At 38.5% G+C, this 25,486-nt stretch carries 26 protein-coding genes; 16 read left to right on the top strand and 10 right to left on the bottom strand.

The window, feature by feature from the left end:
• Positions 1–77: 77 nt before the first annotated feature.
• Entirely contained in the window at positions 78–545 is a 468-nt protein-coding gene (locus FAZ15_RS16680; RefSeq protein WP_136902458.1) for a DinB family protein, read from the top strand.
• Positions 546–565: 20 nt separating this feature from the next.
• Here the strand turns inward: FAZ15_RS16680 and FAZ15_RS16675 are convergent, their stop codons facing one another.
• The gene (locus FAZ15_RS16675) at positions 566–1,126 is read right to left on the bottom strand and encodes a GNAT family N-acetyltransferase (protein ID WP_136902457.1); all 561 of its coding nucleotides are present in this window, start codon (positions 1,124–1,126) and stop codon (positions 566–568) included.
• 25 nt (positions 1,127–1,151) lie between these two features.
• Positions 1,152–2,117 carry a helix-turn-helix transcriptional regulator gene (locus FAZ15_RS16670; protein WP_136902456.1) on the bottom strand — a complete coding sequence of 322 codons (966 nt, stop codon included), beginning with the start codon at positions 2,115–2,117 and terminating at the stop codon, positions 1,152–1,154.
• A gap of 275 nt (positions 2,118–2,392) precedes the next feature.
• Here FAZ15_RS16670 and FAZ15_RS16665 point away from each other — a divergent pair, with 275 nt between their 5' ends.
• The 3 genes from FAZ15_RS16665 (at position 2,393) to FAZ15_RS16655 (ending at position 6,359) form a co-directional block, all read left to right on the top strand.
• Positions 2,393–2,725, top strand: a complete 333-nt coding sequence (locus FAZ15_RS16665; RefSeq protein ID WP_136902455.1) for a Rieske (2Fe-2S) protein — start codon at positions 2,393–2,395, stop codon at positions 2,723–2,725.
• Between the two features lie 246 nt (positions 2,726–2,971).
• Positions 2,972–4,291 (top strand): ammonium transporter, encoded by a 1,320-nt coding sequence (locus FAZ15_RS16660; protein ID WP_136902454.1) that lies wholly within the window; start codon positions 2,972–2,974, stop codon positions 4,289–4,291.
• Positions 4,292–4,448: 157 nt separating this feature from the next.
• The gene (locus tag FAZ15_RS16655) at positions 4,449–6,359 is read left to right on the top strand and encodes an amidophosphoribosyltransferase (RefSeq protein ID WP_136902453.1); all 1,911 of its coding nucleotides are present in this window, start codon (positions 4,449–4,451) and stop codon (positions 6,357–6,359) included.
• A gap of 300 nt (positions 6,360–6,659) precedes the next feature.
• On the opposite strand, the gene FAZ15_RS16650 is transcribed toward FAZ15_RS16655, so the two are convergent.
• Both FAZ15_RS16650 and FAZ15_RS16645 read right to left on the bottom strand, forming a co-directional pair.
• Positions 6,660–7,034 (bottom strand): YchJ family protein, encoded by a 375-nt coding sequence (locus FAZ15_RS16650; RefSeq protein WP_238387286.1) that lies wholly within the window; start codon positions 7,032–7,034, stop codon positions 6,660–6,662.
• A 1-nt stretch (position 7,035) separates the two neighbouring features.
• A complete protein-coding gene (locus FAZ15_RS16645; protein WP_136902451.1) occupies positions 7,036–7,923 on the bottom strand; it encodes a cupin-like domain-containing protein in 888 nt (295 codons plus the stop codon).
• 117 nt (positions 7,924–8,040) lie between these two features.
• On the opposite strand from FAZ15_RS16645, the gene FAZ15_RS16640 reads away from it, so the two are divergent.
• On the top strand, positions 8,041–8,541 hold the full coding sequence (locus FAZ15_RS16640) for a lipocalin-like domain-containing protein (RefSeq protein ID WP_136902450.1): 501 nt from the start codon (positions 8,041–8,043) through the stop codon (positions 8,539–8,541).
• Positions 8,542–8,605: 64 nt separating this feature from the next.
• On the opposite strand, the gene lysS is transcribed toward FAZ15_RS16640, so the two are convergent.
• On the bottom strand, positions 8,606–10,324 hold the full coding sequence (gene lysS, locus FAZ15_RS16635; protein WP_136902449.1) for a lysine--tRNA ligase: 1,719 nt from the start codon (positions 10,322–10,324) through the stop codon (positions 8,606–8,608).
• Positions 10,325–10,560: 236 nt separating this feature from the next.
• Between lysS and FAZ15_RS16630 the strand changes: the two genes are divergently transcribed.
• From FAZ15_RS16630 to FAZ15_RS16605, 6 genes are all read left to right on the top strand, one after another.
• Entirely contained in the window at positions 10,561–10,809 is a 249-nt protein-coding gene (locus FAZ15_RS16630; RefSeq protein ID WP_136821761.1) for a type B 50S ribosomal protein L31, read from the top strand.
• A 73-nt stretch (positions 10,810–10,882) separates the two neighbouring features.
• On the top strand, positions 10,883–12,097 hold the full coding sequence (locus FAZ15_RS16625; RefSeq protein ID WP_136902448.1) for a putative sugar nucleotidyl transferase: 1,215 nt from the start codon (positions 10,883–10,885) through the stop codon (positions 12,095–12,097).
• A gap of 6 nt (positions 12,098–12,103) precedes the next feature.
• Positions 12,104–12,871: a triose-phosphate isomerase gene (tpiA, locus tag FAZ15_RS16620; protein WP_136902447.1), complete on the top strand. Its 768-nt coding sequence runs from the start codon at positions 12,104–12,106 to the stop codon at positions 12,869–12,871.
• A gap of 1 nt (position 12,872) precedes the next feature.
• Positions 12,873–13,712, top strand: coding sequence for a 50S ribosomal protein L11 methyltransferase (prmA, locus tag FAZ15_RS16615; protein ID WP_136902446.1), 840 nt, complete (start codon positions 12,873–12,875; stop codon positions 13,710–13,712).
• A 3-nt stretch (positions 13,713–13,715) separates the two neighbouring features.
• Entirely contained in the window at positions 13,716–15,089 is a 1,374-nt protein-coding gene (locus FAZ15_RS16610; RefSeq protein WP_136902445.1) for a Mur ligase family protein, read from the top strand.
• Positions 15,090–15,159: 70 nt separating this feature from the next.
• On the top strand, positions 15,160–15,489 hold the full coding sequence (locus FAZ15_RS16605) for a helix-turn-helix domain-containing protein (RefSeq protein ID WP_136902444.1): 330 nt from the start codon (positions 15,160–15,162) through the stop codon (positions 15,487–15,489).
• A gap of 210 nt (positions 15,490–15,699) precedes the next feature.
• Here the strand turns inward: FAZ15_RS16605 and FAZ15_RS22745 are convergent, their stop codons facing one another.
• The 5 genes from FAZ15_RS22745 to FAZ15_RS16585 all read right to left on the bottom strand — a co-directional run bounded on the left by FAZ15_RS22745 (position 15,700) and on the right by FAZ15_RS16585 (position 19,175).
• Positions 15,700–15,861, bottom strand: a complete 162-nt coding sequence (locus FAZ15_RS22745; RefSeq protein WP_181182459.1) for a hypothetical protein — start codon at positions 15,859–15,861, stop codon at positions 15,700–15,702.
• A 132-nt stretch (positions 15,862–15,993) separates the two neighbouring features.
• The gene (gene scpB / locus FAZ15_RS16600) at positions 15,994–16,554 is read right to left on the bottom strand and encodes an SMC-Scp complex subunit ScpB (RefSeq protein ID WP_136902443.1); all 561 of its coding nucleotides are present in this window, start codon (positions 16,552–16,554) and stop codon (positions 15,994–15,996) included.
• 2 nt (positions 16,555–16,556) lie between these two features.
• The gene (gene mqnC / locus FAZ15_RS16595; protein ID WP_136902442.1) at positions 16,557–17,681 is read right to left on the bottom strand and encodes a cyclic dehypoxanthinyl futalosine synthase; all 1,125 of its coding nucleotides are present in this window, start codon (positions 17,679–17,681) and stop codon (positions 16,557–16,559) included.
• A gap of 67 nt (positions 17,682–17,748) precedes the next feature.
• Positions 17,749–18,516, bottom strand: coding sequence for a sulfite exporter TauE/SafE family protein (locus FAZ15_RS16590; RefSeq protein WP_136902441.1), 768 nt, complete (start codon positions 18,514–18,516; stop codon positions 17,749–17,751).
• Positions 18,516–19,175: an HAD family hydrolase gene (locus tag FAZ15_RS16585; RefSeq protein ID WP_136902440.1), complete on the bottom strand. Its 660-nt coding sequence runs from the start codon at positions 19,173–19,175 to the stop codon at positions 18,516–18,518. Before FAZ15_RS16585 ends, FAZ15_RS16590 begins: the two co-directional genes overlap by 1 nt.
• A gap of 137 nt (positions 19,176–19,312) precedes the next feature.
• Between FAZ15_RS16585 and FAZ15_RS16580 the strand changes: the two genes are divergently transcribed.
• The 5 genes from FAZ15_RS16580 to pdeM are packed head-to-tail and all read left to right on the top strand — an operon-like array spanning position 19,313 to position 25,484.
• The gene (locus FAZ15_RS16580) at positions 19,313–19,816 is read left to right on the top strand and encodes a pyridoxamine 5'-phosphate oxidase family protein (protein ID WP_136902439.1); all 504 of its coding nucleotides are present in this window, start codon (positions 19,313–19,315) and stop codon (positions 19,814–19,816) included.
• A gap of 3 nt (positions 19,817–19,819) precedes the next feature.
• On the top strand, positions 19,820–20,824 hold the full coding sequence (locus tag FAZ15_RS16575; protein WP_136902438.1) for a ligase-associated DNA damage response exonuclease: 1,005 nt from the start codon (positions 19,820–19,822) through the stop codon (positions 20,822–20,824).
• Positions 20,821–22,425 (top strand): ATP-dependent DNA ligase, encoded by a 1,605-nt coding sequence (locus FAZ15_RS16570; RefSeq protein WP_136902437.1) that lies wholly within the window; start codon positions 20,821–20,823, stop codon positions 22,423–22,425. The genes FAZ15_RS16575 and FAZ15_RS16570 overlap by 4 nt, the downstream gene beginning before the upstream one ends.
• A complete protein-coding gene (locus tag FAZ15_RS16565) occupies positions 22,409–24,844 on the top strand; it encodes a ligase-associated DNA damage response DEXH box helicase (protein ID WP_136902436.1) in 2,436 nt (811 codons plus the stop codon). The genes FAZ15_RS16570 and FAZ15_RS16565 overlap by 17 nt, the downstream gene beginning before the upstream one ends.
• A complete protein-coding gene (gene pdeM, locus FAZ15_RS16560; protein WP_136902435.1) occupies positions 24,837–25,484 on the top strand; it encodes a ligase-associated DNA damage response endonuclease PdeM in 648 nt (215 codons plus the stop codon). The genes FAZ15_RS16565 and pdeM overlap by 8 nt, the downstream gene beginning before the upstream one ends.
• Positions 25,485–25,486 lie beyond the last annotated feature (2 nt).

The raw sequence follows: 25,486 nt of genomic DNA, 5'->3' as shown, positions 1-25,486 counted from the left end.
CGCTGTTGACAGGAGGCTGTCAATATGGACAGTAATTTTGATTTATCAATAGCGATATAATTAAATTATAAAAGATCATGAACACAGAAATTATTTCAAAAGAGGAGTTATTAAGTCATTGGCAAGGCCATCGTACGTTAACTCGTAAAACCATTGAGAAGTTTCCAGAACAGGAGTTATTTTCTTTTTCCATAGGAGGAATGCGCACATTTGCTGAATTGGTAAAAGAACTATTGTCCATAGCTGGACCCGGACTAGAGGGGATCGTAAATAATTCGACCGATGATTATAACCATAATCTCCCCTTGAATACTAAAGATGAACTGTTGGCGAAATGGGATTTGGAGACTCCTCGGATTAACGAATTATACAGTCAAATACCGGAGGCACGTTTTCATGAAAATTTTAATTTATTCGGTGAATATGAATTTCCGATAATTCAAAATATCCAGTATTTCATCGATAACGAAATCCATCACCGGGCACAAGGGTATGTCTATTTAAGAGCTTTAAATGTTGAGCCTCCATTTTTCTGGGATAGATAATAGTCAAAAGCACCGCTAAATTACTGGCGGTGCTTTTGATTTTCCATTTTTTCCCAATCTTCTTTTAATACTGCATATACGATGAGATCATGTAGTTTGTCGTTCACTTTTTCGACCTGTCGTAATACCCCCTCTTTGGTGAAACCCAGTTTTTGGGGAACAGCTTGACTTTTTACATTTCCTTTTGCGGCCAATATTTCTATTCGATTTAAATAGAGCATATAAAATGCGTAGTTGATTAGCCTTCTACAGGCCCGAATAATTATTCCCCGACCTTGTGCTTGCTCTGTAAGCCAATAGCCGATAGAGGCGTGTTGATTATATCTATCGATATGATGGAGGCCTATCCGTCCAACGATTCGATTACTGACAATAATTTCATAGCTGATCTCGGCACCTTCTTCAATAAGCGTATTGCATTTTGCCAAGTAGCTTGATAGATCATCGATGTTATTCATGTTTTGTACCCAAGGTAGAAAGTTAGATAAATGCGCTCGATTTCGATCTATTGCCTCAAACAAAGCTTCGGCATGTGATACGCTAGTCCGTGCTAAATGAGTGTTTTTATCAATAATGATCATATGTAAAAAATAAAATAGTGAGGTGCTATGAATTAATTTTTTTTAGACTCTTATTGATAAGGGTGCGTACGGATTGTTTTAATATATCCGGTTCTAGGATAACAGCTTTATCCGCAAACATCATGTACCATCTCGCAAATTCATCGATACTACGGGTTTCAAATGTCATTTCTACATGCGTTGTTTTTTCTTCTTGGGATATGAATCCGTAAAAACTACGTTCCCATTGGAGATGCATGGCAATGTCTTTGTCTACTGCAACTCGAACATGCGTTCGCTGAATGTTTTCGGTTCTGCCCGCTAAAAAATCTCCGATGGAAATATGTTCTTTGGAATAACTTATGGAAGTCAACGCTATAGCATGTATACGGTCGGCTCTAAATTGACGATAGGCTTCTCGGTTTAAACAATAAGCAGCGATATACCAAAAGCCGCTTTCATGAAACAGGCCTATGGGTTCAATAATACGCGTTTGCGGTAGATCATCGGAGACACCTCTGTAGCACAATTTGATTTGTATCCGGTTTGCGATACTTTCGAAAAAGGTTGTAAATGCATGGGGGACTTCATGATTGAAAATATCATAATTGCTCTTATTCATTACGATCTGATTCTCTATAGCAGCTACAATATCCTTGTCGTTAATTTTTAATACTGCTTTTACTTTGTACATCGCCGTAGTAAAATGATCGCTGATGGATTTGTCCAGAAATTTTTGTGTCAGTTTTTCAGCAGCAACGAAACTCATGGCTTCTTCTTTTGTAAAGATTACAGGCGGCAGTTTGTACCCTTCAACTAGACTGTAACCTGCGCCCGCTTCGCCAATAATGGGTACACCGGCTTGTTCCAGACTTTTAATATCGCGGTATATAGTACGGAGACTTACTTCAAACCGAGCTGAAAGTTCCTTCGCTTTAACGATACGCTTGGATTGTAATTGTATGAGAATTTCTACTATTCTGTCAAATCTTTTCTTTAAGTCTTTAGACACGTTTTTCTTGTTTTGTATTTCATCCGTAATAGTGCTTCATTCATCGGCAAACGTCCGCCTGTCAATGGTTGGGGATCTGTTTGGCGCTCATTCATACATAGTAAAGCTGATCATCATGAGTAATTTCGCTTCGCTGGGTTTGTAAAAGCAATCCATTTTATCTAAGTTTAAAGATAATATTTAATTGTTACTGTCAAGAGAAATTTTCTGTCTAAATAGTTTCCTATGAAATATTCCTCTTCTCTAAGGCATACTCACAAACATATTTTTAACATATGAAATGGATTGAAATACCCCACGATTATCTTTCGCAAAAATCAGCAATCCAACTCATCGAGTTGTCCGGAAAATCATTTTGTTTGTTATGGAAGGAGGATAAATGGATTGCATTCTCAAAAAAATGCCCACACGCAGGAGCGAATCTGGCGCATGGATGGTGTGAAGGAAACGAAGTGGTTTGCCCTTATCACCGGCATCGATTTAATTTGATAGACGGAAGAGGAGCTGCAGGACAGGGTAATTATATACAGATTTATCCGCTCAAAGAAGTGGATGGTGTACTTTACGTCGGTCTGAAGGAAAATATGTGGTCTAGAGTTTTTGGATGATGTTTTATTTAACGTTGGTTGTGTTTCCTTACTGCTTTTGAGAGTTTATGTGTAAATAAGGGTGTAATATTTGTACAATATGGTGTAGATGTATGTTTGAGGGTATAAGTTCTGGTGTTGTGATTTTTGTTTTTACCATTTTTATGTCTGTTGATTATTTTTTTAAAAATTTTCAAAAAAAATAAGGTCTTTTGTTTGATTTTATCAATAAAAATGTATTTTTGCTTCAAATAATTATAATATGTTATGAGTTTATCAGGGAAAAAATCATTTTTACCAATTTTATTGATGTTTTTGATTGTCGTTTTGGCTTTTTTTAATCCTTCTTTGCCGAACGATGGAGTGGAATATGAATATAATGGTGCTGATGTGGCTTGGATGTTAGCGTCAACTGCTTTAGTATTGATAATGACGCCAGGTTTAGCCTACTTCTATGGAGGTATGGTCAAGAAGAAAAACGTTATTTCAACCATGCTACAAAGTTTTATTTGCATGGCTGTTGTGGCGGTAATTTGGGTAGTATTTGGATTCTCATTGGTTTTTGGAGATTCTGTGGGGGGTATTATTGGAGATCCTACAACCTATTTTATGTTTAACGGAGTTTTGGACGGGCAGCCCTGGGGGGGAGCGCCAACTATTCCTTTTACATTGTTCGCGATGTATCAATTAAAATTTGCGATTATCACGCCAGCTTTAATTACGGGGGCATTCGCGGAACGCATTAAGTTTACTTCGTATGTCTTATTTATTGGATTGTTCTTTGTGTTCATTTATGCACCGTTAGCACATGCTACGTGGCATCCTGATGGCATCCTGTTTAAAATGGGAGTATTGGACTTTGCGGGTGGTACAGTAGTGCATATGTCCGCAGGTCTTACCGCATTAGCCTCAGCGATCTACCTTAAACAAGGTAAACATTTCAAAGAACATACGCCTGCACGTATAACATATGTACTATTAGGTACTGGTATGTTATGGTTCGGTTGGGTTGGGTTTAATGCGGGGTCTGCATTCGGAGCGTCACAGTTGGCAGCCACGGCACTGGCAACTACTTCCACTGCTTCGGGCGCAGCAGCGCTTACGTACATTTTTTTTGATGCGGCCAGGGGTATTAAACCGTCAGCGATGGGAGTGTGTATAGGAGTGGTTGTAGGTCTAGTAGCTATTACACCGGCAGCTGGATTTGTCACAGTGCCACATTCGCTCGTTATAGGGGCGGTAGCAGCAATTGTTAGCCGTTTGGTGATCGATTGGAGAACAAAATCAAAATTAGATGATACATTGGATGTGTTTCCGAGTCATGGTGTAGGAGGTATGGTAGGTATGTTGTTAACAGGAGTGTTTGCACATCAATCGATAAATTCAGCCGTTGAATCAAATGGTCTGTTTTTTGGCGAAACTTCCTTGTTTGTTGCGCATGTCATAGGTTTAATAGGTGCCACTATTTTTACATTAATAATGGCCTTTGTCTTATTGAAGCTTACCGATACACTCACACCATTACGTGTTACAGATGAAGAAGAAGAAATTGGCTTGGACTTATCACAACACGGCGAAAAGCTGTAAAATATTCCCTCAATTTTTACCTAAATTAGTACCACGGCTTCTCCTGAGGCCGTGGTTTTGTTTTTTATGTACCGAATGTCATATATCACAAATTGATACTTTTTACTGTGTGGATAATCTTTAAAATATTACTACCTTTGCAGCATCAATTCAAGCTATGAGTGACGCTATAAAACACGAGTGTGGTATTGCACTTATTCGACTATTAAAGCCCCTGTCTTATTATCAAGAAAAATACGGTACGCCCTATTACGGAATCAATAAATTGTATCTCCTTATGGAGAAACAACATAACCGTGGTCAGGACGGCGCAGGAATCGCGACCATTAAATTTGATGTGAAACCGGGCCATCGCTATATCAGTAGGTATAGGGCAATGGGATCAACTGCTGTGGCAGATATTTTTGAATACGTTCAGAAAAAATTTGCTGCTGTAAATAAGGCATATCCGGAGGAATCAAAGGATACACAATGGTTAAAAGATAATGTTAGTTTTACAGGCGAAGTTTTGCTGGGGCATTTGCGTTATGGTACCCATGGTAAGAATAGTATTGAAAGCTGTCATCCGTTTTTACGCCAAAATAATTGGATGACACGTAACTTGGTGGTAGCGGGTAACTTCAATATGACGAATGTTGATGAGCTTCTACAACAGTTATATGATCTAGGACAGCATCCGAAAGAACAAGCGGATACCATCACAGTATTAGAAAAAATTGGACATTTTTTAGATGATGAAAATCAAGAGCTTTTTGATCAGTTTAAAGAAGAGGGATATTCTAATATTGAGATCAGCGCACAAATAGGCAAAAATCTAGATGTTGCCAAAATCTTAACCCGTTCTGCAAAGACCTGGGATGGTGGATACACCATTGCCGGTATATTTGGTCATGGAGATGCATTCGTAATGCGTGATCCAGCGGGTATACGTCCAGCATTTTATTACCAAGATGATGAAATTTTAGTAGTTGCTTCAGAAAGACCTGTAATCCAAACGGCTTTTAATGTACCGTTAAATACGGTTAAAGAAATAAAACCCGGTTATGCTCTGATTGCCAAAAAGGATGGTACCGTAACGGAGGAAATGTTTAGACAACCGGCAGAACAGAAATCGTGTTCTTTTGAACGTATTTATTTCTCTCGCGGGTCAGATGCAGATATTTACAAAGAACGTAAAGCTTTGGGACAATTACTGTGTCCGCAAATACTACAGGCAATTAATAAGAATATCAATAATACCGTGTTTTCTTTTATTCCAAATACGGCAGAAGTTTCGTATTATGGAGTAATGGAAGGAATCAACCAATATGTCCGGGATTTTCAGAAAAATGCACTTTTAAACCGTAATGACAAAATTTCTGACGGAGAATTGGAAGGGATTTTAAATCTTCATCCTCGTTTTGAGAAGCTGAATGTTAAGGATGCAAAATTGCGTACCTTCATTACACAAGATGCAGACCGTCAGGATATGGTTCAGCATGTATACGATACAACCTACGGAATCGTAAAGGATCATGAAGATACGATTGTGGCCATAGATGATTCCATTGTAAGAGGTACTACGCTAAAACAATCTATTTTAACGATCTTAGATCGTCTCAATCCGAAGAAAATTGTTATTGTATCCTCTGCTCCTCAAATCCGTTACCCTGACTGTTACGGTATCGATATGTCCCGTATGGGTGAGTTCGTTGCATTCGAAGCAGCGATATCTTTATTGAAACAAAAAGGCATGTCTCATATTATTGAGGAGGTATACCAAAAGTGTTTGGCTTCTATTACCAAACCGAAGGATGAGGTAGAAAACTATGTCAAGGCGATTTATGAACCTTTTACGGATGAAGAAATTTCTAAAGAAATTGCCGCTATTGTAAGACCACATGATCTGAAAGCCGGATTAGAAGTGATTTTCCAGACATTGGATAACTTACACGTGGCTTGTCCCAATCATAAAGGAGATTGGTATTTTTCGGGCGATTATCCAACTCCGGGTGGAAACAAGGTGGTGAACAAAGCTTTCATGAACTGGATGGAGGGCAAAAATGTCCGTGCTTATTTCAGTAGTTAGCTAATATATGCTTCTATAAGAAAAGGCTAATCTTATCGAAGATTAGCCTTTGTTATATAGTTGGATTGTGTTTGTTTTTAAATTTAATTACTTAAACCTATACGTTTAAGTAAACAGTCGTTTTTAATCTTCCAATACGACATAATCGTCTCCATCATAAAGCAATTCTGCTTTCTCAAAGAAGATTTCTAAGGGTGTTAATTCTAAGTCTTTTATCATAACATATTGTTTTTTATTTATTCAAATGTATGAGTCTATTATTAGGCTCTTGTAAAAATAAGGTTACGTTTATGTTAACAGTTAATTTATTAACATACCTTCTGCATAATACCAAATATGCTGGACTTGCTTAAATTTTGACTTTTCATGATGCACCTGTACATCAAAGTGCTGATCTAAATAGTACGCTTTAAATTCTACAGTGCTATACGTCGAATTCAAAATTTCAAGTTGCATCCATTTGTTTTGCTTTGCCCAGGATTCGATTTCTTTTTTTGTCTGATACCGTCGTGTTGTAGGGTGAAAAGTGTGATAGAGAAAATCGATGTTACCTAATACAAAAGCCGTGTATCGTGCACGCATCAACTTTTCGGCCGTTTCAGCTTTCGAGAGATCATGGTGTATTATTTCACAACACGAACTGAAATCTCGTTCGTTTCCGCAAGGACATTTCATATTAAGCATTGGATGAATGTGTGCTAAGATAATGCTGAAGTGCCTTTTGACTTTTCTTAAATGCGTTACGTTGTTTATGGTCAACCCACTTTTTTTTGAAAAGCTTACGCATGATTTTATCGGTATATCGAATAACGAAAACTTCATTAAGCATATTTATTAAACGAGATGGGTGAGTGGGAAATGACCGCAGGGATATCGAAAATCCAGCTTCTAAATACCGATTAAAATGCCAGTATCCACTGGGCATAAATAGGGCATCTCCATGTTCCATGAAAATTTCGTAACCTTTGGCATACTTTAAAGCTGGAAACTTTTCATAATCCGGATTTTCATAGTCAATATTATATACAGTGTGTACCGAAAGAGGAACTTTGTATAAGAAAGGAGCTTGATCCGGAGCAAAAAGCACCACACGCTTTTTGCCTTCAAATTGGAAATGTAGGAGGTCGCCTAAGTCAATATCGTAGTGCATTAATACCCGAGCCTCACTGCCGCCAAAAAATAAGGTAGGAATGCGCTTGAAGTATTTAAAACCCAAATCGGGATAGCTGAAATTTTTTAATAGTTCAGGAAGATGATCTGTAATGATATAAAAGAAGATCCGAAGGTCAGAAGGTGTCGATCGGATAAGATTGATGTAATCCTTAAACCTCATCTTAGTAACGGGCTCGTTAGTAGCCTTATTGGGATCCGCAGGTTTGTTATCGTACAATCCCACTTCTTGGTTGCCTACTTTTTGATAAATGTAATCTAAATTCCATTTGTCAAAATCTTTCCATTGTCTTGCCAATCCTTTGATCAGAATTGGCTTTTGCGGCTTGAAATAGTTTTCTATAAAATCTTCTTTGGAAATATGCGCTACAGTATCTATCGGGGATAAAATCATTACAGTCAAAACCTTTTTTAAATGTACTAAAATTTTAAATAAAGAAAATAACAATACCACAATTTTGTGACAAACTATTTAGTGAACTTTAGCGTTATTGTAGTAAAATAAAAACAAATGGCATCACTGAAAAATGAACTTGTAGGAACATGGCGACTACTATCCTATATCGAAGTTCCATTAGATGGCGGAGATTCCGGTTTTCCAATGGGAAAGTCTCCTAAAGGCTTACTAATTTATGCTCCAGATGGACATATGTCTGTTCAAATTTCCGCGTCCCGAGAGCATACATATGTTTCGGGAGACCGGATGAATGCGACAGAAGATGAGTTGACAGAAAGAATGCGAGGCTATATTGCTTTTAGCGGAAAATATAATGTCGATAATAAGGCAGCAAGCGTATTGTATTCTATTCAAACATCGTTGTTTCCAAATTGGGAAGGTGGTAAGCAGCTTCGGAAAATTGATTTTGAAGGCGATGTGCTGTATCAGAAATCGGTAGATCCTATTTTATCGGATGGTCGGCTTGTACACTCTTATATTACTTGGCAAAAGGTTGAGAAAGAAGTGACCGAGGAAGTGTTAAAAGAGGTCGAGGACATATCAATTTCAGCATAAATATTTGATTGTAATATAAAAAACGCAAGGTCTGGAAATTTTCCAGACCTTGCGTTTTACTGATTTAGCTAAACCAATTTAATACATCTTCTTTAGCTGGCATTTGAATATCTAGTTTCATCTTTTTGCGCATTCCGCCTAAATCGTTAAATACTTTGTTTGGATTTGCTTCCTTGAGTGCTTCAATGGTAGTAAAGCCCATTTTTTGAAGTACCGGAATCCATTCTGCTGAGATTCCCTGCATAATGTAATCTTCTTCAGACGCTCCTTTAACGACTTTCTCAGGGCGCATCTGTGGAAAGAACAATACTTCTTGTATAGATGGAGTATTTGTCAAGAACATAATCAATCTATCCATGCCGATTCCTAAGCCAGAGGTTGGTGGCATACCATATTCAAGCGCACGTAAGAAATCCTGATCGATAAACATGGCTTCGTCATCTCCCTTTTCGGATAAACGTAATTGATCTTCAAAGCGCTCACGTTGGTCTATAGGATCATTTAGTTCGGAATATGCATTTGCAATTTCTTTACCACATACCATCAGTTCGAAACGCTCTGTAAGTTCCGGGTTATCGCGATGTTTCTTCGTGAGTGGAGACATCTCGATAGGGTAGTCTGTAATGAAGGTCGGTTGAATGAATTTACCTTCGCATTTTTCTCCAAAAATTTCATCAATTAATTTTCCTTTACCCATCGTTTCATTTACCGCAATTCCCATTTCAGTAGCTGCTGTGCGCAACTCTGCTTCCGATTTACCAGTGATATCAAAACCAGTGAAATGCTTGATGGCATCAGTCATCGAAATACGTTTAAAAGGTGCTTTAAAGTCGATCTCTTGATCCCCAAAAATTGCTTTTGTTGTGCCATTTACGGCAGTTGCACAATGCTCCAAAAGACGCTCAGTAAACTTCATCATCCAATTGTAGTCCTTATAAGCTACATAAATTTCCATGACCGTAAACTCTGGGTTGTGCGTGCGATCCATACCTTCATTTCTGAAGTTTTTGGAAAATTCGTATACACCATCAAACCCCCCAACGATAAGTCGTTTTAGGTACAACTCGTTTGCAATGCGAAGGTATAAAGGGATATCTAATGCATTGTGATGTGTGATAAAGGGGCGTGCGGTAGCGCCACCGGGAATAGCTTGAAGTACCGGGGTTTCTACCTCCATATAACCTGCTTCGTTAAAGAAGTTACGCATCGCGCTGTATAATTTAGTGCGCTTTACAAAAATATCTTTGTTTTGCGAGTTGACGATTAAGTCCACATAACGCATTCTATAACGTAATTCAGGGTCTGTGAAAGCATCAAAAGTTTTTCCATCGGCTTCTTTTACGATTGGCAGCGGACGTAGAGATTTGGTAAGAATGGTAAGCTTTTGTGCGTGAACGGAAATCTCTCCCGTCTGCGTCGTAAAAACATAACCTTCAATACCAACGATATCGCCAATGTCTAATAGTTTTTTGAAAACGGTATTATAGAACGTTTTATCTTCTTCCGGACATATATCATCGCGCTTTATATAGGCCTGGACCCGTCCCGTAGCATCTTGGATTTCAATGAAAGAAGCACTTCCCATGATACGGCGGCTCATAATTCGGCCAGCTATTCGTATGCTCTTATAGTTGAGTTTATCTCTTTCGTAATTTTCCAATATATCTTCTGCAGTAGCATTCACTTCAAATTCATCAGCAGGAAAAGGGTTGATTCCTAAATCGATGATGCCTTGAAGATTTTGTCTGCGTTGTTGTTCCTGTTCGGATAATGCAATACTCATGATTTTGTATTTTTCGAATAATCAGCAAAAGTAGAAAAAAGTAGTGATATTTTATTCCTCAATGCTGTTTTAAATTACTAAATTCTATCTACCTTTGCCAAGCAATATTGCTCAAACATAGGCAATAAGATGTTGGTGCAAAAATAGGCAATAAATTAAATATTATCTTGCTTTTGTGTTTGGAATAAATTATCTTTGCACCTCAATTGTTGAATATATAGTAATCATAAGATAAAATGAAAAAAGATTTACATCCATCAAACTACAGATTAGTTGTCTTTAAAGATATGTCAAATGACTATGCTTTCGTAACTAAATCTTGTGTAGACACAAAGGAATCAATTACTTGGGAAGATGGTAATGAATATCCATTAGTGAAATTAGAGATTTCTCATACTTCACACCCGTTCTATACAGGTAAAATGAAGTTAGTTGATACTGCTGGACGTATCGATAAATTCCGTACACGTTACAACAAAAAATAATCGCTTAGATTATATTTCAGTATATCAAAGTCCCGATAAGTCTCTTATCGGGATTTTTTGTATTTTTATCCTTATGTTTTCTCAACTCGTTTTATTCGATCGTATGGATAGTCGCCGACATTTATTTCCGTTGGTAGCCACTAGGCCGGTTGGTAATTTACGGGTTGGAATCTACACCTTGGAAGATAAGTGGAAAATTATCTTTAATTGTATAGTAAGTCATTGGACGGTAGATCATTTAAAAGAAAAATTTCCGTTAAACATTACTGTTTCGGCTAATGTTTTGGTAGTGAGTTCCAACATTTTGCCTGATACAGATCTGATAGACGTACTGCTTGATCTTAAAGTAGGGGAATGTTTACTAGATCAAAAAGGGGAATGGATAGCAAGTTATACACGGAATCTGACAGCATTCGGTGATCTGGAAGGTAACTGGGAAAATGTTGTGATTTTTGATAAAGAGCTTCGAAGAATCCGTTATTCGGAAGATATATTTAAGTTTAACGCCGATCAGATTGTTTTTGATCTAGGATATATTAAGAAGCTGGGGAATTTCGAGGAAGAAACCGGTTCGAATCAAGTTGTTGGTGATCAAGTGTATGTTGAGAAGGGGGCGAATGTACAATATGTACACTTAGATTCGTCTTCCGGGCCGATCTATATTGCTGCAGGTGCAGTGATAGAAAGTCACGTTACGATTAAAGGGCCTACGGCGATCTGTCGAAACAGTAGAGTCAAATCTGGGGCGAGGATATATCCGAATGTGACAATTGGGGACAACAGTACAGTAGGGGGAGAAATAAATAATACTGTTATTTGGGGTAATTCAGCAAAAGGGCACGAAGGATATCTTGGGTGTGCGGTAATTGGCGAAGGGTGTAATTTGGGTGCGGGAACGACGAATTCGAATCTGAAAAACGATTGGAAGACTGTGAAAATATACGACTATGTTTACGAGGATTTGCGGGATACGGGTTTATTAAAATGCGGAGTTATTATTGGGGACCAAAGTATGTTGGGGATCCAATCTAAAATTAATACCGGAACGGTAATCGGAGTTGGGGCGCAGGTTGCAATTTCGAAATTTATTCCCAAATTTGTGCCGGACTTTTTATGGCTTACCGATACGCAAATCGAGGCTTATAGATTCGAGGCTTTTGGTTTGATGCTTGAGCGAAAAGCAGCTGCCAAACATGGACATATAACATCTTTGGATAAAAAATGTTATAAATGGGTATTTGATGATACCGACGAATTAAGAAATAGAATAATCAATACTAAAAAATAAATAATCATGCGTAAAAACATTGTTGCGGGAAACTGGAAAATGAATTTGAATTACGAAGAAGGGGTGAGCCTTTTTTCCGAAATCGTTAATATGGTAAAAGATGAGGTAATAGGCACTCAGGATGTTGTTGTCTGCAGTCCGGCTATTCACTTGTCAAGTCTAGGGAAATTGGCTTCTACGTCCTCTAACGTGGCGATAGGGGCGCAAAACATTCACCAGGCAGAATCGGGAGCCTATACAGGTGAAATATCGGCTTCTCAGGTAAAATCAATTGGTGCTTCCCATGTAATTTTAGGTCATTCCGAGCGTCGTGCTTATTTCGGCGAGACAGACGAACTTTTGGCAGAAAAAGTAAATGCAGCGTTGAAGCATAATTTAGTTCCTATTTTCTGTATTGGAGAGACAAAAGATGAACGCGAATCGGAACGTTTTTTTGATGTGATAAAAGCTCAATTGGAAAAAGGATTGTTCCACCTGTCAAATGAAGAGTTCACAAATGTAGTATTGGCGTACGAACCCGTGTGGGCGATTGGCACAGGGTTGACCGCTTCTCCGGAACAAGCTCAAGAAGTACATGCTTTTATTCGGGAAACGGTGGCTAATCAATACGACCAGGAGATTGCTGATAATACGACCATCCTTTACGGCGGAAGTTGCAATCCTTCTAATGCAGGTACGTTATTTTCGCAACCTGATATTGATGGGGGGCTAATTGGAGGAGCTTCGTTAAAATCCCGTGATTTTTTAGAAATTGTAAAAGTTTTTAATTCATAAAATGAAGTATGCTTCAGTAGTTTTTATTTCTTCTGATATAGAAGATTGGCAGAAGGATTTGTTTATTGCCGAATTAGGTGAAATTGGTTTTGATACCTTTGAGGACGCCCAAGACGGTTTTGTAGCCTATATACCTTCTGCTAATCTTGATGTCCAGGCTTTAGAAACACTTATTTTGACACAAGCGGATGGGTTTCATTTAGACTATGAAATTAACGAATTAGGGGAACAGAATTGGAATATACTTTGGGAGAGTAACTTTAATCCCATCGTAGTGGATGATCAGTGCTATGTGCGTGCTACATTTCACGAAGCACACCCCGAATATGCTTACGAAATTGTTATAGATCCTAAAATGTCGTTTGGTACCGGTCATCATCAGACGACATCCATGATGCTTTCTTTTATTTTAGAAAACAATTTTGAAGGGAAGCGGGTTTTAGACATGGGATGCGGTACTGGGATACTCGCTATTTTAGCATCCAAGAAAGGGGCTGAGTCGATCATGGCTGTAGATTTCGATTCGATATGTGTCGAAAGTGTTGAAGAGAATAAAAAGTTGAACGGAATTTCAAACATTACATCGCATTTGGGATCGAAAGAGGTTATTGGTGATAATGCATTTGAAACGATAGTGGCAAATATTAATCGTAATATTCTACTAGATCAATTGGACGTGTATGCAGAAGCCTTGGTTGAAAATGGTGAATTATATATGAGCGGATTCTATTACGAAGAAGATTTAATGATTATCCGACAAAAATGTGAAAGTTTAAACTTATTCTTTAAAGAAAGTAAAAAGCTGGATGTTTGGTGTTCTGCAAAATTTATTAAGAAATAGTTCATGCGTATTCATTTTATAGCAATAGGTGGCAGTGTAATGCACAATTTGGCAATTAGCTTAGCCAGATCAGGTCATCAGGTTTCGGGCTCTGATGATCAGATCGTCGAACCCTCTAAATCCAGATTGCGCCAATCAGGGCTGCTGCCAAAAGAATTGGGATGGCACCCTGAAGCGATAACATCTGATTTAGATGCTATTATTTTGGGAAAACATGCGTCAGCGGATAATCCTGAACTCAAAAAAGCTCAGGAACTGAACATTAAAATCTACTCATTTCCTGAATTTGTTTACGAACAGAGCATTCAGAAAACACGCGTAGTGATAGCTGGTAGTTATGGGAAAACAACCATAACCAGTATGATAATGCATGTGTTGAAAAAAATAGGTAAGGAGTTTGACTATCTTGTAGGCGCGAAATTAGAGGGCTTCGATTCACTGATAAAACTCACACCTTCCGCCCCGATTATAATCATCGAAGGCGATGAGTTCTTTGCGTCATCAATAGATCATCAATCAAAATTCCACTACTATCATCCTAATATTGCCCTTATCAGTAATATTTATTGGGACAATTTTAAAGCCTTGATCTCTGAAGAAGAGTATTATAAACAGTTTGAAACTTTTATTGATACTATTGTTGCCAAAGGGACTCTAATTTATAATAAGGACGATCATAATCTTCGTAAGATCGTTGAAGAAACCATGGATTGTAAGATAAATCGACATGGATATAAATTGCCATCTTATACCATCAACAAAGGAATCACATTTTTGCAAGTAGGCGAGCGCGAAATCCCGTTGGAAGTAATAGGGAAACACAATTTATCTAATATTGCCGGAGCCTTTACTGTATGCGAATGGTTAGGGATAAAGCGGGAAGATTTTTATGATGCTATTAAAGATTTCAAGAGTTCTATTCGTTATTTGGAATTTGTGGCGAGCGAAAATGGAAGCGTTGTGTATCAAGATTTTGCACATACACCATCCAAATTGAGATCCAGTATACATGCAATTAAGGAACAATTTTCTACTTCGAAATTATTGACAGTAATTGAATTGAATCCGTATGAAGTCATCGATGATTCTAAAGTAATTCAGTATGGCGGGAGCTTGGAGGAATCTGATTTTTCTATAGTATTCATTAATAAAAATAGTATTAAAGAAAAAAATATATTATTGGATAATATTGTTGAAAAGGTTATGGAGGTGTTTGATTATCCTAACTTGCATATCATTACTGAATTAGAAGGCTTGTATGTTACTTTAGAACAGTTTGATAGTGAGGGTGTTAATATGCTTTTTATGAGTTCAAATAACTATACTGGTTTAAATTTATTAGGTTTCGCCGACAAATTTCTCCAAAAAAAGGCCTAAAACATTCATTAAATATTGTTTTCTTTAATATATTTTTTTTACTTTTGAAATAATAACATACATTTTACCGATGAATGCATTAGGAAAAAAAATTAGATTACTTAGACACCAGAAGGGGTGGAGTCAAGAAGATGTAGCAAAGCGATTAGATATATCGATTCCTGCATTTTCCAAAATCGAAACAGGTATCACCGATGTGAACTTGTCTCGTCTGAATCAAATTTCAAAGCTATTTGGTTTAACATTAGTCCAATTATTATCAACTTCAGATTCCGAAGAAGATAAAGCCAAAGTTGATGAAGTGAATGAACTCAATAAAAAACTTCAACAACGGGAAACCGAAGTTATCGAACTACAAAAAAAGGTAATTGATCTTTACGAACAACTTCACAAGAAATAAAAAATTTTAGGAAGGTTCTCTTGGTGTTATTGAAAGGCAGACCCTGATTAAATAACCGATCTCGCTTTGACGGGGCTCATTAATTCCGTTGCAAACGGGTAAGCATCAATAACCGGACACTTTCAAAAAAAGAAAAGGCAAGTGTTTCTTTTACGCTGCCTTTTCTTGTAACGTTTGAAATGGTTAGGTAGATAGATTTACAGTATTGCCCTAGAAATCCTCGTCCTCGTCATCAAAATCATCAAACCCGCTTACAGAATCAATTTCTAAATCAAAATCATCATCATAAACATCTTCTGAATCATCTTCAGGACCGTTAAAATTGATTAAACGCTCATCAATTTCACTACTTTTTACAGTCTCGTTAATCATAGCTATAGTATTCTTACTGTTGTTATATCAAACGTAAAATTAGAGAAGATATTTGAAACTATAAACTTTTTTTAAAAATTATAGTGTTGTTTTTCAGGTTGTTGAAAAAGATAAAACGCTGCCAAGGAAATTTTATTCTATCGTGTCTCCTATACTGTTTTCTTCAGCTACTATGTCTTTTAACTGTGGTAAATCTTTGACGCTGTTAATGCCAAAGTGATTCATAAATTGGTCACTCGTTGCGTAAAGCAAAGGTTTACCTATACTTTCGGCTTTTCCGGCTATTTTTACTAAATCTTTCTCCAATAGACGTTGGATGGAGTAATCGCAATTCACGCCTCTAATCTGTTCTACTTCTATTTTTGTAATCGGTTGCCTATAAGCTATAATGGCTAATGTCTCAAGAGCAGATTGACTTAGTTTTTTTCGGTCACGATGAGCCTGCAAATGATTGATCGCTTCATGATAGATTTCCTTCGTTAAAAACTGGTATTGGTTATTCATTAAGAAAAGCGAAAAGACCGTGTCTTCGCTTTCATATTTCAATTTTATCTTACCTAAAAAATCTAAAACTTCTTCTTTATTGATATCAATAGCAAGGACATCTTGTAATACTTGCTTAATATCACTAGCGGATATTCCTTCTTCGGAAGCAAAGATCAGCGCTTCAATATTTAAGATAATATCTTTCAAATCTAATAATTAATTACTTGTTCTACCATCGATTCGGGAATCTCTCTGAATTGATATGTCTGTGTACGGAGCTGGGGTTCGAACCCAGCTTCTGCAATTGCATCTTGGATAGTTTGCGAAGTGAAGCGGTGAGGAGCTCCTGCTGCCGAAACTACGTTTTCTTCAATCATAATAGAGCCAAAGTCATTTGCTCCGCCATGTAGGCATAACTGAGCTACTCGTTTTCCGACAGTGAGCCAAGATGCTTGAATATTTTTGATATTAGGCAACATAATACGACTTAATGCAATCATTCGTACATATTCGTCCCCTGTTACATCATTGGTAATACCACGTAGACGCTTCAAGAGTGTCCCATCGTCCTGAAATGGCCAAGGTATGAAGGCGATAAATCCGTGGTGCCCCTCTGGCTTTTCATCCTGTACTTCTCGTATCCAGACTAAATGTTCAAAACGTTCCTCGATAGTTTCAATATGCCCAAACATCATTGTGGCGGAAGTGGGGAGATTAATTTTGTGTGCAGCGCGCATGACATCCAACCATTCCTGACCCCCACATTTACCTTTAGAAATCAATCGACGGACACGATCATTTAATATTTCAGCACCGGCACCAGGTAACGAGTCTAGTCCCGCTTCTTTGAGAACAGTAAGTACATCAAGATGGCTCATGCCTTCTAACTTGGCAACATGCGCAATTTCCGGTGGACCTAGCGAATGCAGTTTAAGAGCAGGATACAAATCTTTTAATTGTTTGAATAGCGAAGCATAGAATTCGATACCTAAATCCGGATGATGACCTCCCTGTAATAAAAGTTGATCACCTCCGTATTTAAATGTCTCTTCAATTTTTTGCTTGTATGTCTCTATATCTGTAATATAACTTTCTTCATGCCCCGGACGTCTGAAAAAATTACAGAATTTGCAGTTGGCAATACATACATTCGTTGTATTTACATTCCGGTCTATCTGCCAGGTTACTTTACCGTGCGGAACCTGAACTTTACGAAGCTCATTGGCCACATAAGTTAGATCTGCGGTAGCCGCATGATGATATAAATAAATACCTTCTTCTTTTGATAAAAAATCAAAATTCAAGGCGCGTTCCAATAAAGAATTTACATCCATTAGAACAAAGATACACAGTTTTTTTGTTAAATTTTAACTCTCGAATGCAAGAGTGTCGGGGAAGTAGCTAGATAAAAATCATTAAGAGGCAGGAAATGATGACCATACCCGTAATAATAATACGGAACTCTTTTTCAGGTAATAATTTTACGAGTTTTATCCCCAGTACTCCTCCTAATATAATAAATGGAAGTGCCATAAAATTCAATAATACACTTGCCCAGCTTACATTTTGCCACACAAAGACCTGTAAGGGAATTTTGATATAATTTAAGATCATAATAAACCATGCACCAGTGGCTACTAAAGCATATTTATTTAAGTTCTTCGTTAATAGATAAACGGATAGTGCGGGGCCTGCAGCATTACCGATCATAGTCGAAAACCCCAAGATAAAACCGAAAAGTGGTGAATACCAATTTCCATTGGTGATGGTAAGCTGTTTCGTCTTGCCAAGCTTCTCCATCCAAAACATAATCCCTATCCCCAAAATAATGCAGGCCCCCATTATTATTTTAAAAGATGTGTCGTCGATATACTTACCAATAATCAGAGCCGCAGTTAACCCGACCAACGCCATCGGCAGTAGTTTAAGGACTTCAGACCATACCAGTTGCTTGCGGTAGTAGATCACACCCATCAAGTCTGCAAAAGCAAGTAATATAAGTACAATACCGGTCGAGTATTTTGCACCGAAAAGTATGGCAAATAGAGGCAATGCTAATGAACCTATATTTTGAATCCCCGTTTTAGACATACCTATCAATAGCGCACATGTAAGATACAGTACCCAACTCGATGTATCTGGTAATAGAGCTAATGCTTCTTCAAACATTATTTCGTTAATAGGGCTAAGATTTTTGAAGCATTTATTTCAGTATAATCATGAATGTAAAGATCGCAGGGAGGAAGTTGTTCCTTTGTATGTGAGCTTAATACGCCAACAACTTTCATATTTGCATTAATTGCCGCGGATACTCCCGAAAACGAATCTTCAAAAATGACACAACGACTTGGGTCTATACCTAAATTTTGGGCGGATGTTAAATATACTTCAGGATCAGGTTTGTGCTTAGTGACATTTTCACTGGCTAATAATGATTCCATTTTCGGACGGATACCCAACCCATCGATAACAAGATCCATGTTGGCTCTCGGAGCGGAGGTGGCTACACCGGTTTTAAAACCACTATTTTTCAAATCATCTAAAAAGGCTACATAATTTGGAATAGATTTTATCTCTGATTTATATATTTCCCTAAATAGTCCCTCTTTTTCGTTTTCCAGTTGCAAAAGTTCTTCTCCGGCAATTGGTTTTTTGAAAAAATGGCTCATAATATATGAATTATGTTTTCCATACATATGATGCTCAAACTCTACATCACTATAAGGAATCTTGTACTTGTCAAAGAAGACTTCAAAGGCTTTAGCATGGTACGGATTCGTATGTGCGATTACGCCGTCCATATCAAAGATTACCGCATAGTTATTCATAACGCAAACTTAGAGATATTTGCTTTTATACGCAATTATAATCGCAAGGAATATAACCGCAAATTATTAGCAGATAAAATCTAGCCAAAACTATTTAGTATAGGGTTTGTTGTTTAAATAACTAGATTTTATATGTTATGAGCGAATTAAATTATATTGGAAGAGAAGGAATAGACAAATTGAAAGAGCTTGCCGAAGGTATAGATTTTTGTATGTTTTGTAGTGGTTTGTCTTTAAGACCTATTCATGCGACACCCATGAGTGTGCAGGAGGTAGAGGATAATGGGGATATTTGGTTTTTGGGCAGTAAATCAAGTGATAAATATACGGACATATTACAAGATGGGAATGTCCAACTGTTTTTTTCTAAAAACAGTGATTTCACATATTTAAGCGTATATGGTACAGGCTCTTTTTCAGAAGACCAAGCACGGATTGATAAATACTGGAATAAAATGGTAGAAGGCTGGTTTGAAAAGGGCCGGGAAGATCCGGATATCGTATTGATTAAAATTATGCCGCACGATATCCGCTATTGGGAAACAAAAGATAATAAAATAGTTTCGATGGCTAAAGTACTCTGGACTTCGGTAACCGGAGATAAAACAGATGCCGGAAGAGAAGGAAATATTGAAATCTAATGCATGGGGAGGTTACTTACTGTCGACGAGAATGGCCTCTATTGTAAGCAGGGCGATTTTTATATTGACCCTTGGAAACCCGTAAAAACTGCATTAATAAGCCATGGGCATAGTGATCATATGCGCTGGGGAATGCAACATTATATTTGTCATCATCATACTTTACCTATTTTAAAGCTGCGATTGGGGACTGAAAATTCTAGTCAGGGAGTGGCATATGGCGAGGTCTTCGAAATAAATGGTGTTAAAATATCGTTTCACCCGGCCGGCCATATTATTGGTTCAGCTCAGATACGTTTGGAATTTCAGGATGAAGTTTGGCTTTTTACCGGCGATTACAAGATAGCAAAAGACGGTGTAAGCACACCTTATGAGCTCGTGAAATGTGATCATTTTATAACAGAGAGTACATTTGGTCTTCCTATTTATCATTTCCCACCGCCCGAGTTGATTTATCAGGATATCAATTCATGGTGGCGACAGAATGCCGACGAAGGGTATAATACGGTGCTATTAGCTTATTCGCTAGGGAAGTCCCAAAATATTCTCGCACATATTGATCCCTCAATTGGTGAAGTATATCTGCACGGAGCGGTAGCAAATACCAATAATGCACTTGCCGAAATAGGTTATCACTTTCCAGGAAAGTATATTAGCCCCGATATCGATCGGTCAGCATTGCGATCTGCTTTAATAGTCGCCCCACCATCCGCCAGTGACACACCCTGGCTAAGGAAACTTAAGCCATACCGTATCGCGATGTGCAGCGGTTGGATGCAGCTTCGGGGAGCGCGTAGAAGAAAAGGTGTCGACAGAGGTTTTGCACTGTCCGACCACTGCGACTGGGATCAATTGAACCAAGCTATTCGGCAAACGGGCGCTAAACATGTATACGTAACACATGGCTATGAAAGCATTTTTTCAAAATGGGTAACGAATCATTTTGGAATTCCTGCCTCTATACTTAAGACGGTTTATAACGACGAGGAGGAGGAATCTGAGCTATGAGAAAATTTGTTGAGCTAATTGAGGCAATCGACAGCACGACCAAGACTAATCAGAAGGTTGATGCCATATTGCGCTATTTGCAGATAGCGGGTGAGGAGGACAAAGTTTTTGCAATAGCCATTTTAACCGGAAATAAACCTAGGAGACCGATTAAAACTACAGATCTTAGAGTCTGGGCTTCTGAAATGTCTGATACTCCTTTATGGCTGTTAGAAGAATGCTATTATGTAGTGGGTGATTTAGCGGAAACCATAACCCTCACCATCCCGCCATCCATGCCCCAAAAGGATTTCTCCTTAAAAGGTGTTTTCGAAGATATTATTATTTTACGGACAGATCAACCAGCTGTACAAAAATTAAAGGTTTTATCGTATTGGTCAGCATTAAGCGGTAGTTCCCTTTTTGTTTTTAATAAATTCTTGACTGGCAATTTTAGGGTTGGCGTCTCTAAAAAATTAGTTGTCAAAGCTATAGCTAAGTATCTGAATTATGACGAAGCTGTTATAGAACATCGGTTAATGGGAAAATGGAATCCATTTGAGGAGACCATGGGTACTTTATTTGCAGAGGAACATCTCGAAGGGAAGCATTTTTTGCCCTATCCGTTCTATTTGGCCTATGCGTTGGAGGGCAACCCCCGGGAGTTAGGGGATTTAACGGATTGGATATTGGAAGCAAAGCTGGATGGTATCCGCGGACAGCTGATCGTGCGTGAAGATGAAATATTTGTATGGAGTAGAGGAGAGGATCTTATGAACGAAAAGTTTGTCGAATTTCTCCCTCTAAAGGATATCTTGCCAAACGGTACCGTATTAGATGGAGAGATAATTCCTTGGAAAAATGATCGTCCGTTAGATTTTCAGCTGATGCAGACGCGTATTGGAAGGAAGAATCTTTCTAAGAAGATATTGGAAGACATACCGTTGGTAATGATCTGCTATGATGTATTGGAATGGCAGGGCAATGATATACGCGATTGGCCATTAGCAAAGAGACGACAGTTACTGATGGAAATATTAGCTACGTATCCGGTAAACGGTGTCCTTTTGCTATCCGAAGAAAAGATTTTTAATAATTGGGAAGAAGCAGAGTTATATCGAAATCAAGCGCGGCAATACTTTTCCGAAGGGCTCATGATTAAAAATAGAAATAGTCCTTACGAAGTCGGGAGAAAGCGTGGCAAATGGTGGAAATGGAAAACGGATGCAATGACAATAGATGGTGTGCTCATTTATGCACAGTCGGGACACGGCAGGCGGGCTAATTTGTTTACAGATTACACCTTCGCTGTATGGGACAATGGCGCGTTGGTACCCTTTACAAAAGCGTATTCCGGACTTACTGACAAAGAGCTTATTACAATAGATAATTGGATTAAACGGAATACAATAGACAAGTTCGGCCCTGTCAGATCCGTGAAACCTGAACTCGTTTTTGAACTGGCCTTTGAGGGTATTAACCTCAGCAGCAGGCATAAATCCGGGGTCGCTTTGCGGTTTCCCAGGATTGTACGGTGGCGTAGGGACAAGCCCGCATTAGAAGCAAATACAAAGGAAGATTTATTACATCTGATAAATGCTAAACATGAATCAACTCGCTGATGTTTGGTTTTTCAATCAAGGATGGAAACCACATGCCTTTCAAAAAGAAGCTTGGAAAGTTATATCTAAGGGAAATTCTGGTTTGCTAAATGCACCTACGGGGTTTGGTAAAACCTTTGGAATCTGGTTTGGTATATTAGACCATTATTACAATCATCCCCAGTTCCAGAAAAAAAAGACGAGAAAGAAACAATTGCATGCTCTTTGGATCACTCCCTTGCGTGCTCTGTCGAAAGAAATTTATAAGGCTACCACACAGGTAAGCACGGATTTAGAACTGGATTACAAAATTGAATTGCGCACAGGAGATACGTCTAGTACTGATCGTCAGAAACAGCGTAAAAATCCTCCTCAGGCCCTTATAACAACACCCGAAAGCGTTCATCTGTTGTTGGCTTCTAAAGGGGCAACGGATTATTTTAGGCAACTTGAGTTTATTGTTGTGGATGAGTGGCATGAATTGTTGGGTAGTAAACGGGGGGTATTAATAGAATTAGCACTTAGTCGATTGAAAGCGATTAATCCAATGCTGAAGATATGGGGGATTTCAGCGACAATTGGAAACCTTCCGGAAGCACGGGAGATACTACTGGGGCATCATCATCGTGGTGTGATGGTTAAAGCCAAATTGAAGAAGAAGATACAGATTGAAACTATCCTTCCGGATAGTTTAGAAAAATTTCCTTGGGCGGGTCATCTTGGTGTACGTCTTTTGGATAAAGTCGTAGATATTATCCGGAAATATCATTCCACGTTGATTTTCACCAATACGCGATCGCAAGCAGAAATCTGGTACCAGCAGATCATTACGTTCTATCCTGAATTTGCGGGATTGCTTGCTATACATCACGGCTCTTTATCCGATGAAATCCGTCTGTGGGTAGAAGATGCTTTGCATGAAGGAAAACTCAAGGCTGTCGTTTGTACGAGCAGTCTGGATTTAGGGGTTGATTTTAGACCGGTAGATTGTGTGATTCAAATCGGATCCCCAAAGGGTGTTGCGAGGTTTCTGCAACGCGCGGGGCGATCTGGTCACCGCCCGCACGAAACTTCCTATATTTATTACCTTCCGACGAATTCTTTAGAAATTATAGAAGGAGATTCCCTAAAATATGCAGTTAAAGAAAATATTATCGAGCAGCGAATTCCTTATATCCGATCTTTCGATGTGCTCGTACAATATTTGATGACGCTCGCTGTAGGTGATGGATTTGATGCTGTACAGTTATTTTCTGAAGTAAAAGGTACACACTGCTATTCATCTATTTCTCGAGAAGAGTTTGATAAATGTATGGCCTTATTGTTGTATGGAGGTGCCGCACTCACAGCCTATGATGATTTTCATCGCCTAGAGCTAGTTGATGGACTTTATAAAGTGACGTCCCGTAAATTAGCATTAAGGCATCGTCTTAGCATTGGTGCTATCGTATCTGACATCATGATGCGTGTTAAGTTTATGTCCGGAAAATACTTGGGTTCTATTGAAGAGTCCTTTATTTCCAAATTAAATAGCGGAGATGTATTCTGGTTTTCGGGGCGACAGCTGGAATTGATACAAGTACGTGCTAATGACGCTATAGTCAAACCCTCGGAAAAGAAAAAAGGTGTCATCCCTTCTTGGATGGGAGGGCGTTTTGCTATCTCTCCTGATTTAGGAACAGCTATTCGTCACAGTTTTTCAAATATACACAAAGATAAGGTCTCTAGTCCTGAGATCGAATTCCTCCGCCCTTTATTCGCTGAACAATCAAATCGTTCTATACTTCCGAAAGAAGGTGAACTGCTCGTGGAATACATACAGACTAAATACGGATTTCATCTTTTCTTGTATCCTTTTGATGGAAAATTAGTACATGAAGGCATGGCTCAGGTAATTGCCTATCGATTAGGGAAAATAAAACCGGCAACCTTTAGTATTGCGACCAATGAGTACGGGATAGAGTTGTTGACAGACACGGAATACGAAATAGACGTCCCGTTTTTAATGAACTTATTGACGCCGCATAATTTGCATGCCGATATTTCCTCGGGAATTAATGTGCAGGAGATGGCGCGTCGGCGATTTAGAGATATAGCAGGTATAGCCGGCTTGGTGTTTCAGGGCTATCCGGGCAAGCAGATGAAAAGTAAGCACCTCCAGGCTAATTCGGGATTATTCTTTTCCGTATTTGAAGATTATGATCCGAATAATTTACTTTTGCGGGAAGCCTATGACGAAGTTTTTGACTTCCAATTGGAAGAAGGACGAATGCAGCAGGCATTCGAGCGTATTGAAGATCATCACATCGTGCTTGCAAAACCGTTAAAACTGACGCCTTTTTCTTTTCCTATATTCTCGGAATCATTCCGTGAACGGTATAGCAACGAAGATTGGCAAAGTCGATTGGAAAAATTAAAAGGACAATTATTAGATGGCTAAAAAGCTGACATTAAATAACCTCGAAATATTCTTACTGCCCCAAAAGGCAGTTTATATACCGCATTACGCAATGCTCATTGTGTCAGACTGGCATCTCGGCAAATTAACGCACTTCCGGAAAGAAGGACTTTTTGTTCCTCCACCACAAATACGACATGAACTCGATATGCTGGGTGAATTGATGCAGGAGGTGCCCACTAAAAAGGTTGTGTTTCTGGGCGACCTTTTTCACTCCGATTGGAATGCAGACTGGACTGAATTAATTAGTTATCTGAGTAATTTTCCGCATATAGATTTTGTGCTGACGAAAGGTAATCACGATATATTACCAGATGACATATGGCAAAAATCAACTGTAATCCGACAAAAAGATAAGCTAATACTAGCCGAAGGTCTTGTTTTGTCGCATGAACCAGTAGCTGATCTACCCGAGCACATGTTTAACTTGGTCGGACACATCCATCCTGGATGTGTGATAGAAACAAAAGGACGACAAAGTTTTAGGTTACCCTGTTTTTACCTGAAAAATAAGCAACTCACACTTCCTGCCTTCGGAAAGTATACCGGCTTGCGCATTATTTCCAAAGAGGTCGATACACAGATTTTTGCCATTGTAAACGATGCGGTCATTGAAGCTTAACG

Source organism: Sphingobacterium olei (assembly GCF_005048855.1).
In the GTDB taxonomy this organism is placed as follows: Bacteria; Bacteroidota; Bacteroidia; order Sphingobacteriales; family Sphingobacteriaceae; genus Sphingobacterium; species Sphingobacterium olei.
Note: the sequence above shows the minus strand (reverse complement) of the source record. Positions and strands in the feature narration are given on the sequence as shown.

Excerpts from the sequence above, each read along its gene's own strand:
- FAZ15_RS16580 (WP_136902439.1), top strand. The coding sequence starts at position 19,313 with ATGAGCGAATTAAATTATATTGGAAGAGAAGGAATAGACAAATTGAAA.
- FAZ15_RS22745 (WP_181182459.1), bottom strand. The coding sequence starts at position 15,861 with ATGATTAACGAGACTGTAAAAAGTAGTGAAATTGATGAGCGTTTAATC.
- FAZ15_RS16565 (WP_136902436.1), top strand. The coding sequence starts at position 22,409 with ATGAATCAACTCGCTGATGTTTGGTTTTTCAATCAAGGATGGAAACCA.
- FAZ15_RS16570 (WP_136902437.1), top strand. The coding sequence starts at position 20,821 with ATGAGAAAATTTGTTGAGCTAATTGAGGCAATCGACAGCACGACCAAG.
- FAZ15_RS16605 (WP_136902444.1), top strand. The coding sequence starts at position 15,160 with ATGAATGCATTAGGAAAAAAAATTAGATTACTTAGACACCAGAAGGGG.
- FAZ15_RS16680 (WP_136902458.1), top strand. The coding sequence starts at position 78 with ATGAACACAGAAATTATTTCAAAAGAGGAGTTATTAAGTCATTGGCAA.
- FAZ15_RS16675 (WP_136902457.1), bottom strand. The coding sequence starts at position 1,126 with ATGATCATTATTGATAAAAACACTCATTTAGCACGGACTAGCGTATCA.
- FAZ15_RS16645 (WP_136902451.1), bottom strand. The coding sequence starts at position 7,923 with ATGATTTTATCCCCGATAGATACTGTAGCGCATATTTCCAAAGAAGAT.
- FAZ15_RS16640 (WP_136902450.1), top strand. The coding sequence starts at position 8,041 with ATGGCATCACTGAAAAATGAACTTGTAGGAACATGGCGACTACTATCC.
- FAZ15_RS16660 (WP_136902454.1), top strand. The coding sequence starts at position 2,972 with ATGAGTTTATCAGGGAAAAAATCATTTTTACCAATTTTATTGATGTTT.
- FAZ15_RS16625 (WP_136902448.1), top strand. The coding sequence starts at position 10,883 with ATGTTTTCTCAACTCGTTTTATTCGATCGTATGGATAGTCGCCGACAT.
- tpiA (WP_136902447.1), top strand. The coding sequence starts at position 12,104 with ATGCGTAAAAACATTGTTGCGGGAAACTGGAAAATGAATTTGAATTAC.
- FAZ15_RS16575 (WP_136902438.1), top strand. The coding sequence starts at position 19,820 with ATGGGGAGGTTACTTACTGTCGACGAGAATGGCCTCTATTGTAAGCAG.
- FAZ15_RS16655 (WP_136902453.1), top strand. The coding sequence starts at position 4,449 with ATGAGTGACGCTATAAAACACGAGTGTGGTATTGCACTTATTCGACTA.
- FAZ15_RS16650 (WP_238387286.1), bottom strand. The coding sequence starts at position 7,034 with ATGAAATGTCCTTGCGGAAACGAACGAGATTTCAGTTCGTGTTGTGAA.
- mqnC (WP_136902442.1), bottom strand. The coding sequence starts at position 17,681 with ATGGATGTAAATTCTTTATTGGAACGCGCCTTGAATTTTGATTTTTTA.
- FAZ15_RS16630 (WP_136821761.1), top strand. The coding sequence starts at position 10,561 with ATGAAAAAAGATTTACATCCATCAAACTACAGATTAGTTGTCTTTAAA.
- FAZ15_RS16610 (WP_136902445.1), top strand. The coding sequence starts at position 13,716 with ATGCGTATTCATTTTATAGCAATAGGTGGCAGTGTAATGCACAATTTG.
- pdeM (WP_136902435.1), top strand. The coding sequence starts at position 24,837 with ATGGCTAAAAAGCTGACATTAAATAACCTCGAAATATTCTTACTGCCC.
- lysS (WP_136902449.1), bottom strand. The coding sequence starts at position 10,324 with ATGAGTATTGCATTATCCGAACAGGAACAACAACGCAGACAAAATCTT.
- prmA (WP_136902446.1), top strand. The coding sequence starts at position 12,873 with ATGAAGTATGCTTCAGTAGTTTTTATTTCTTCTGATATAGAAGATTGG.
- FAZ15_RS16590 (WP_136902441.1), bottom strand. The coding sequence starts at position 18,516 with ATGTTTGAAGAAGCATTAGCTCTATTACCAGATACATCGAGTTGGGTA.
- FAZ15_RS16585 (WP_136902440.1), bottom strand. The coding sequence starts at position 19,175 with ATGAATAACTATGCGGTAATCTTTGATATGGACGGCGTAATCGCACAT.
- FAZ15_RS16665 (WP_136902455.1), top strand. The coding sequence starts at position 2,393 with ATGAAATGGATTGAAATACCCCACGATTATCTTTCGCAAAAATCAGCA.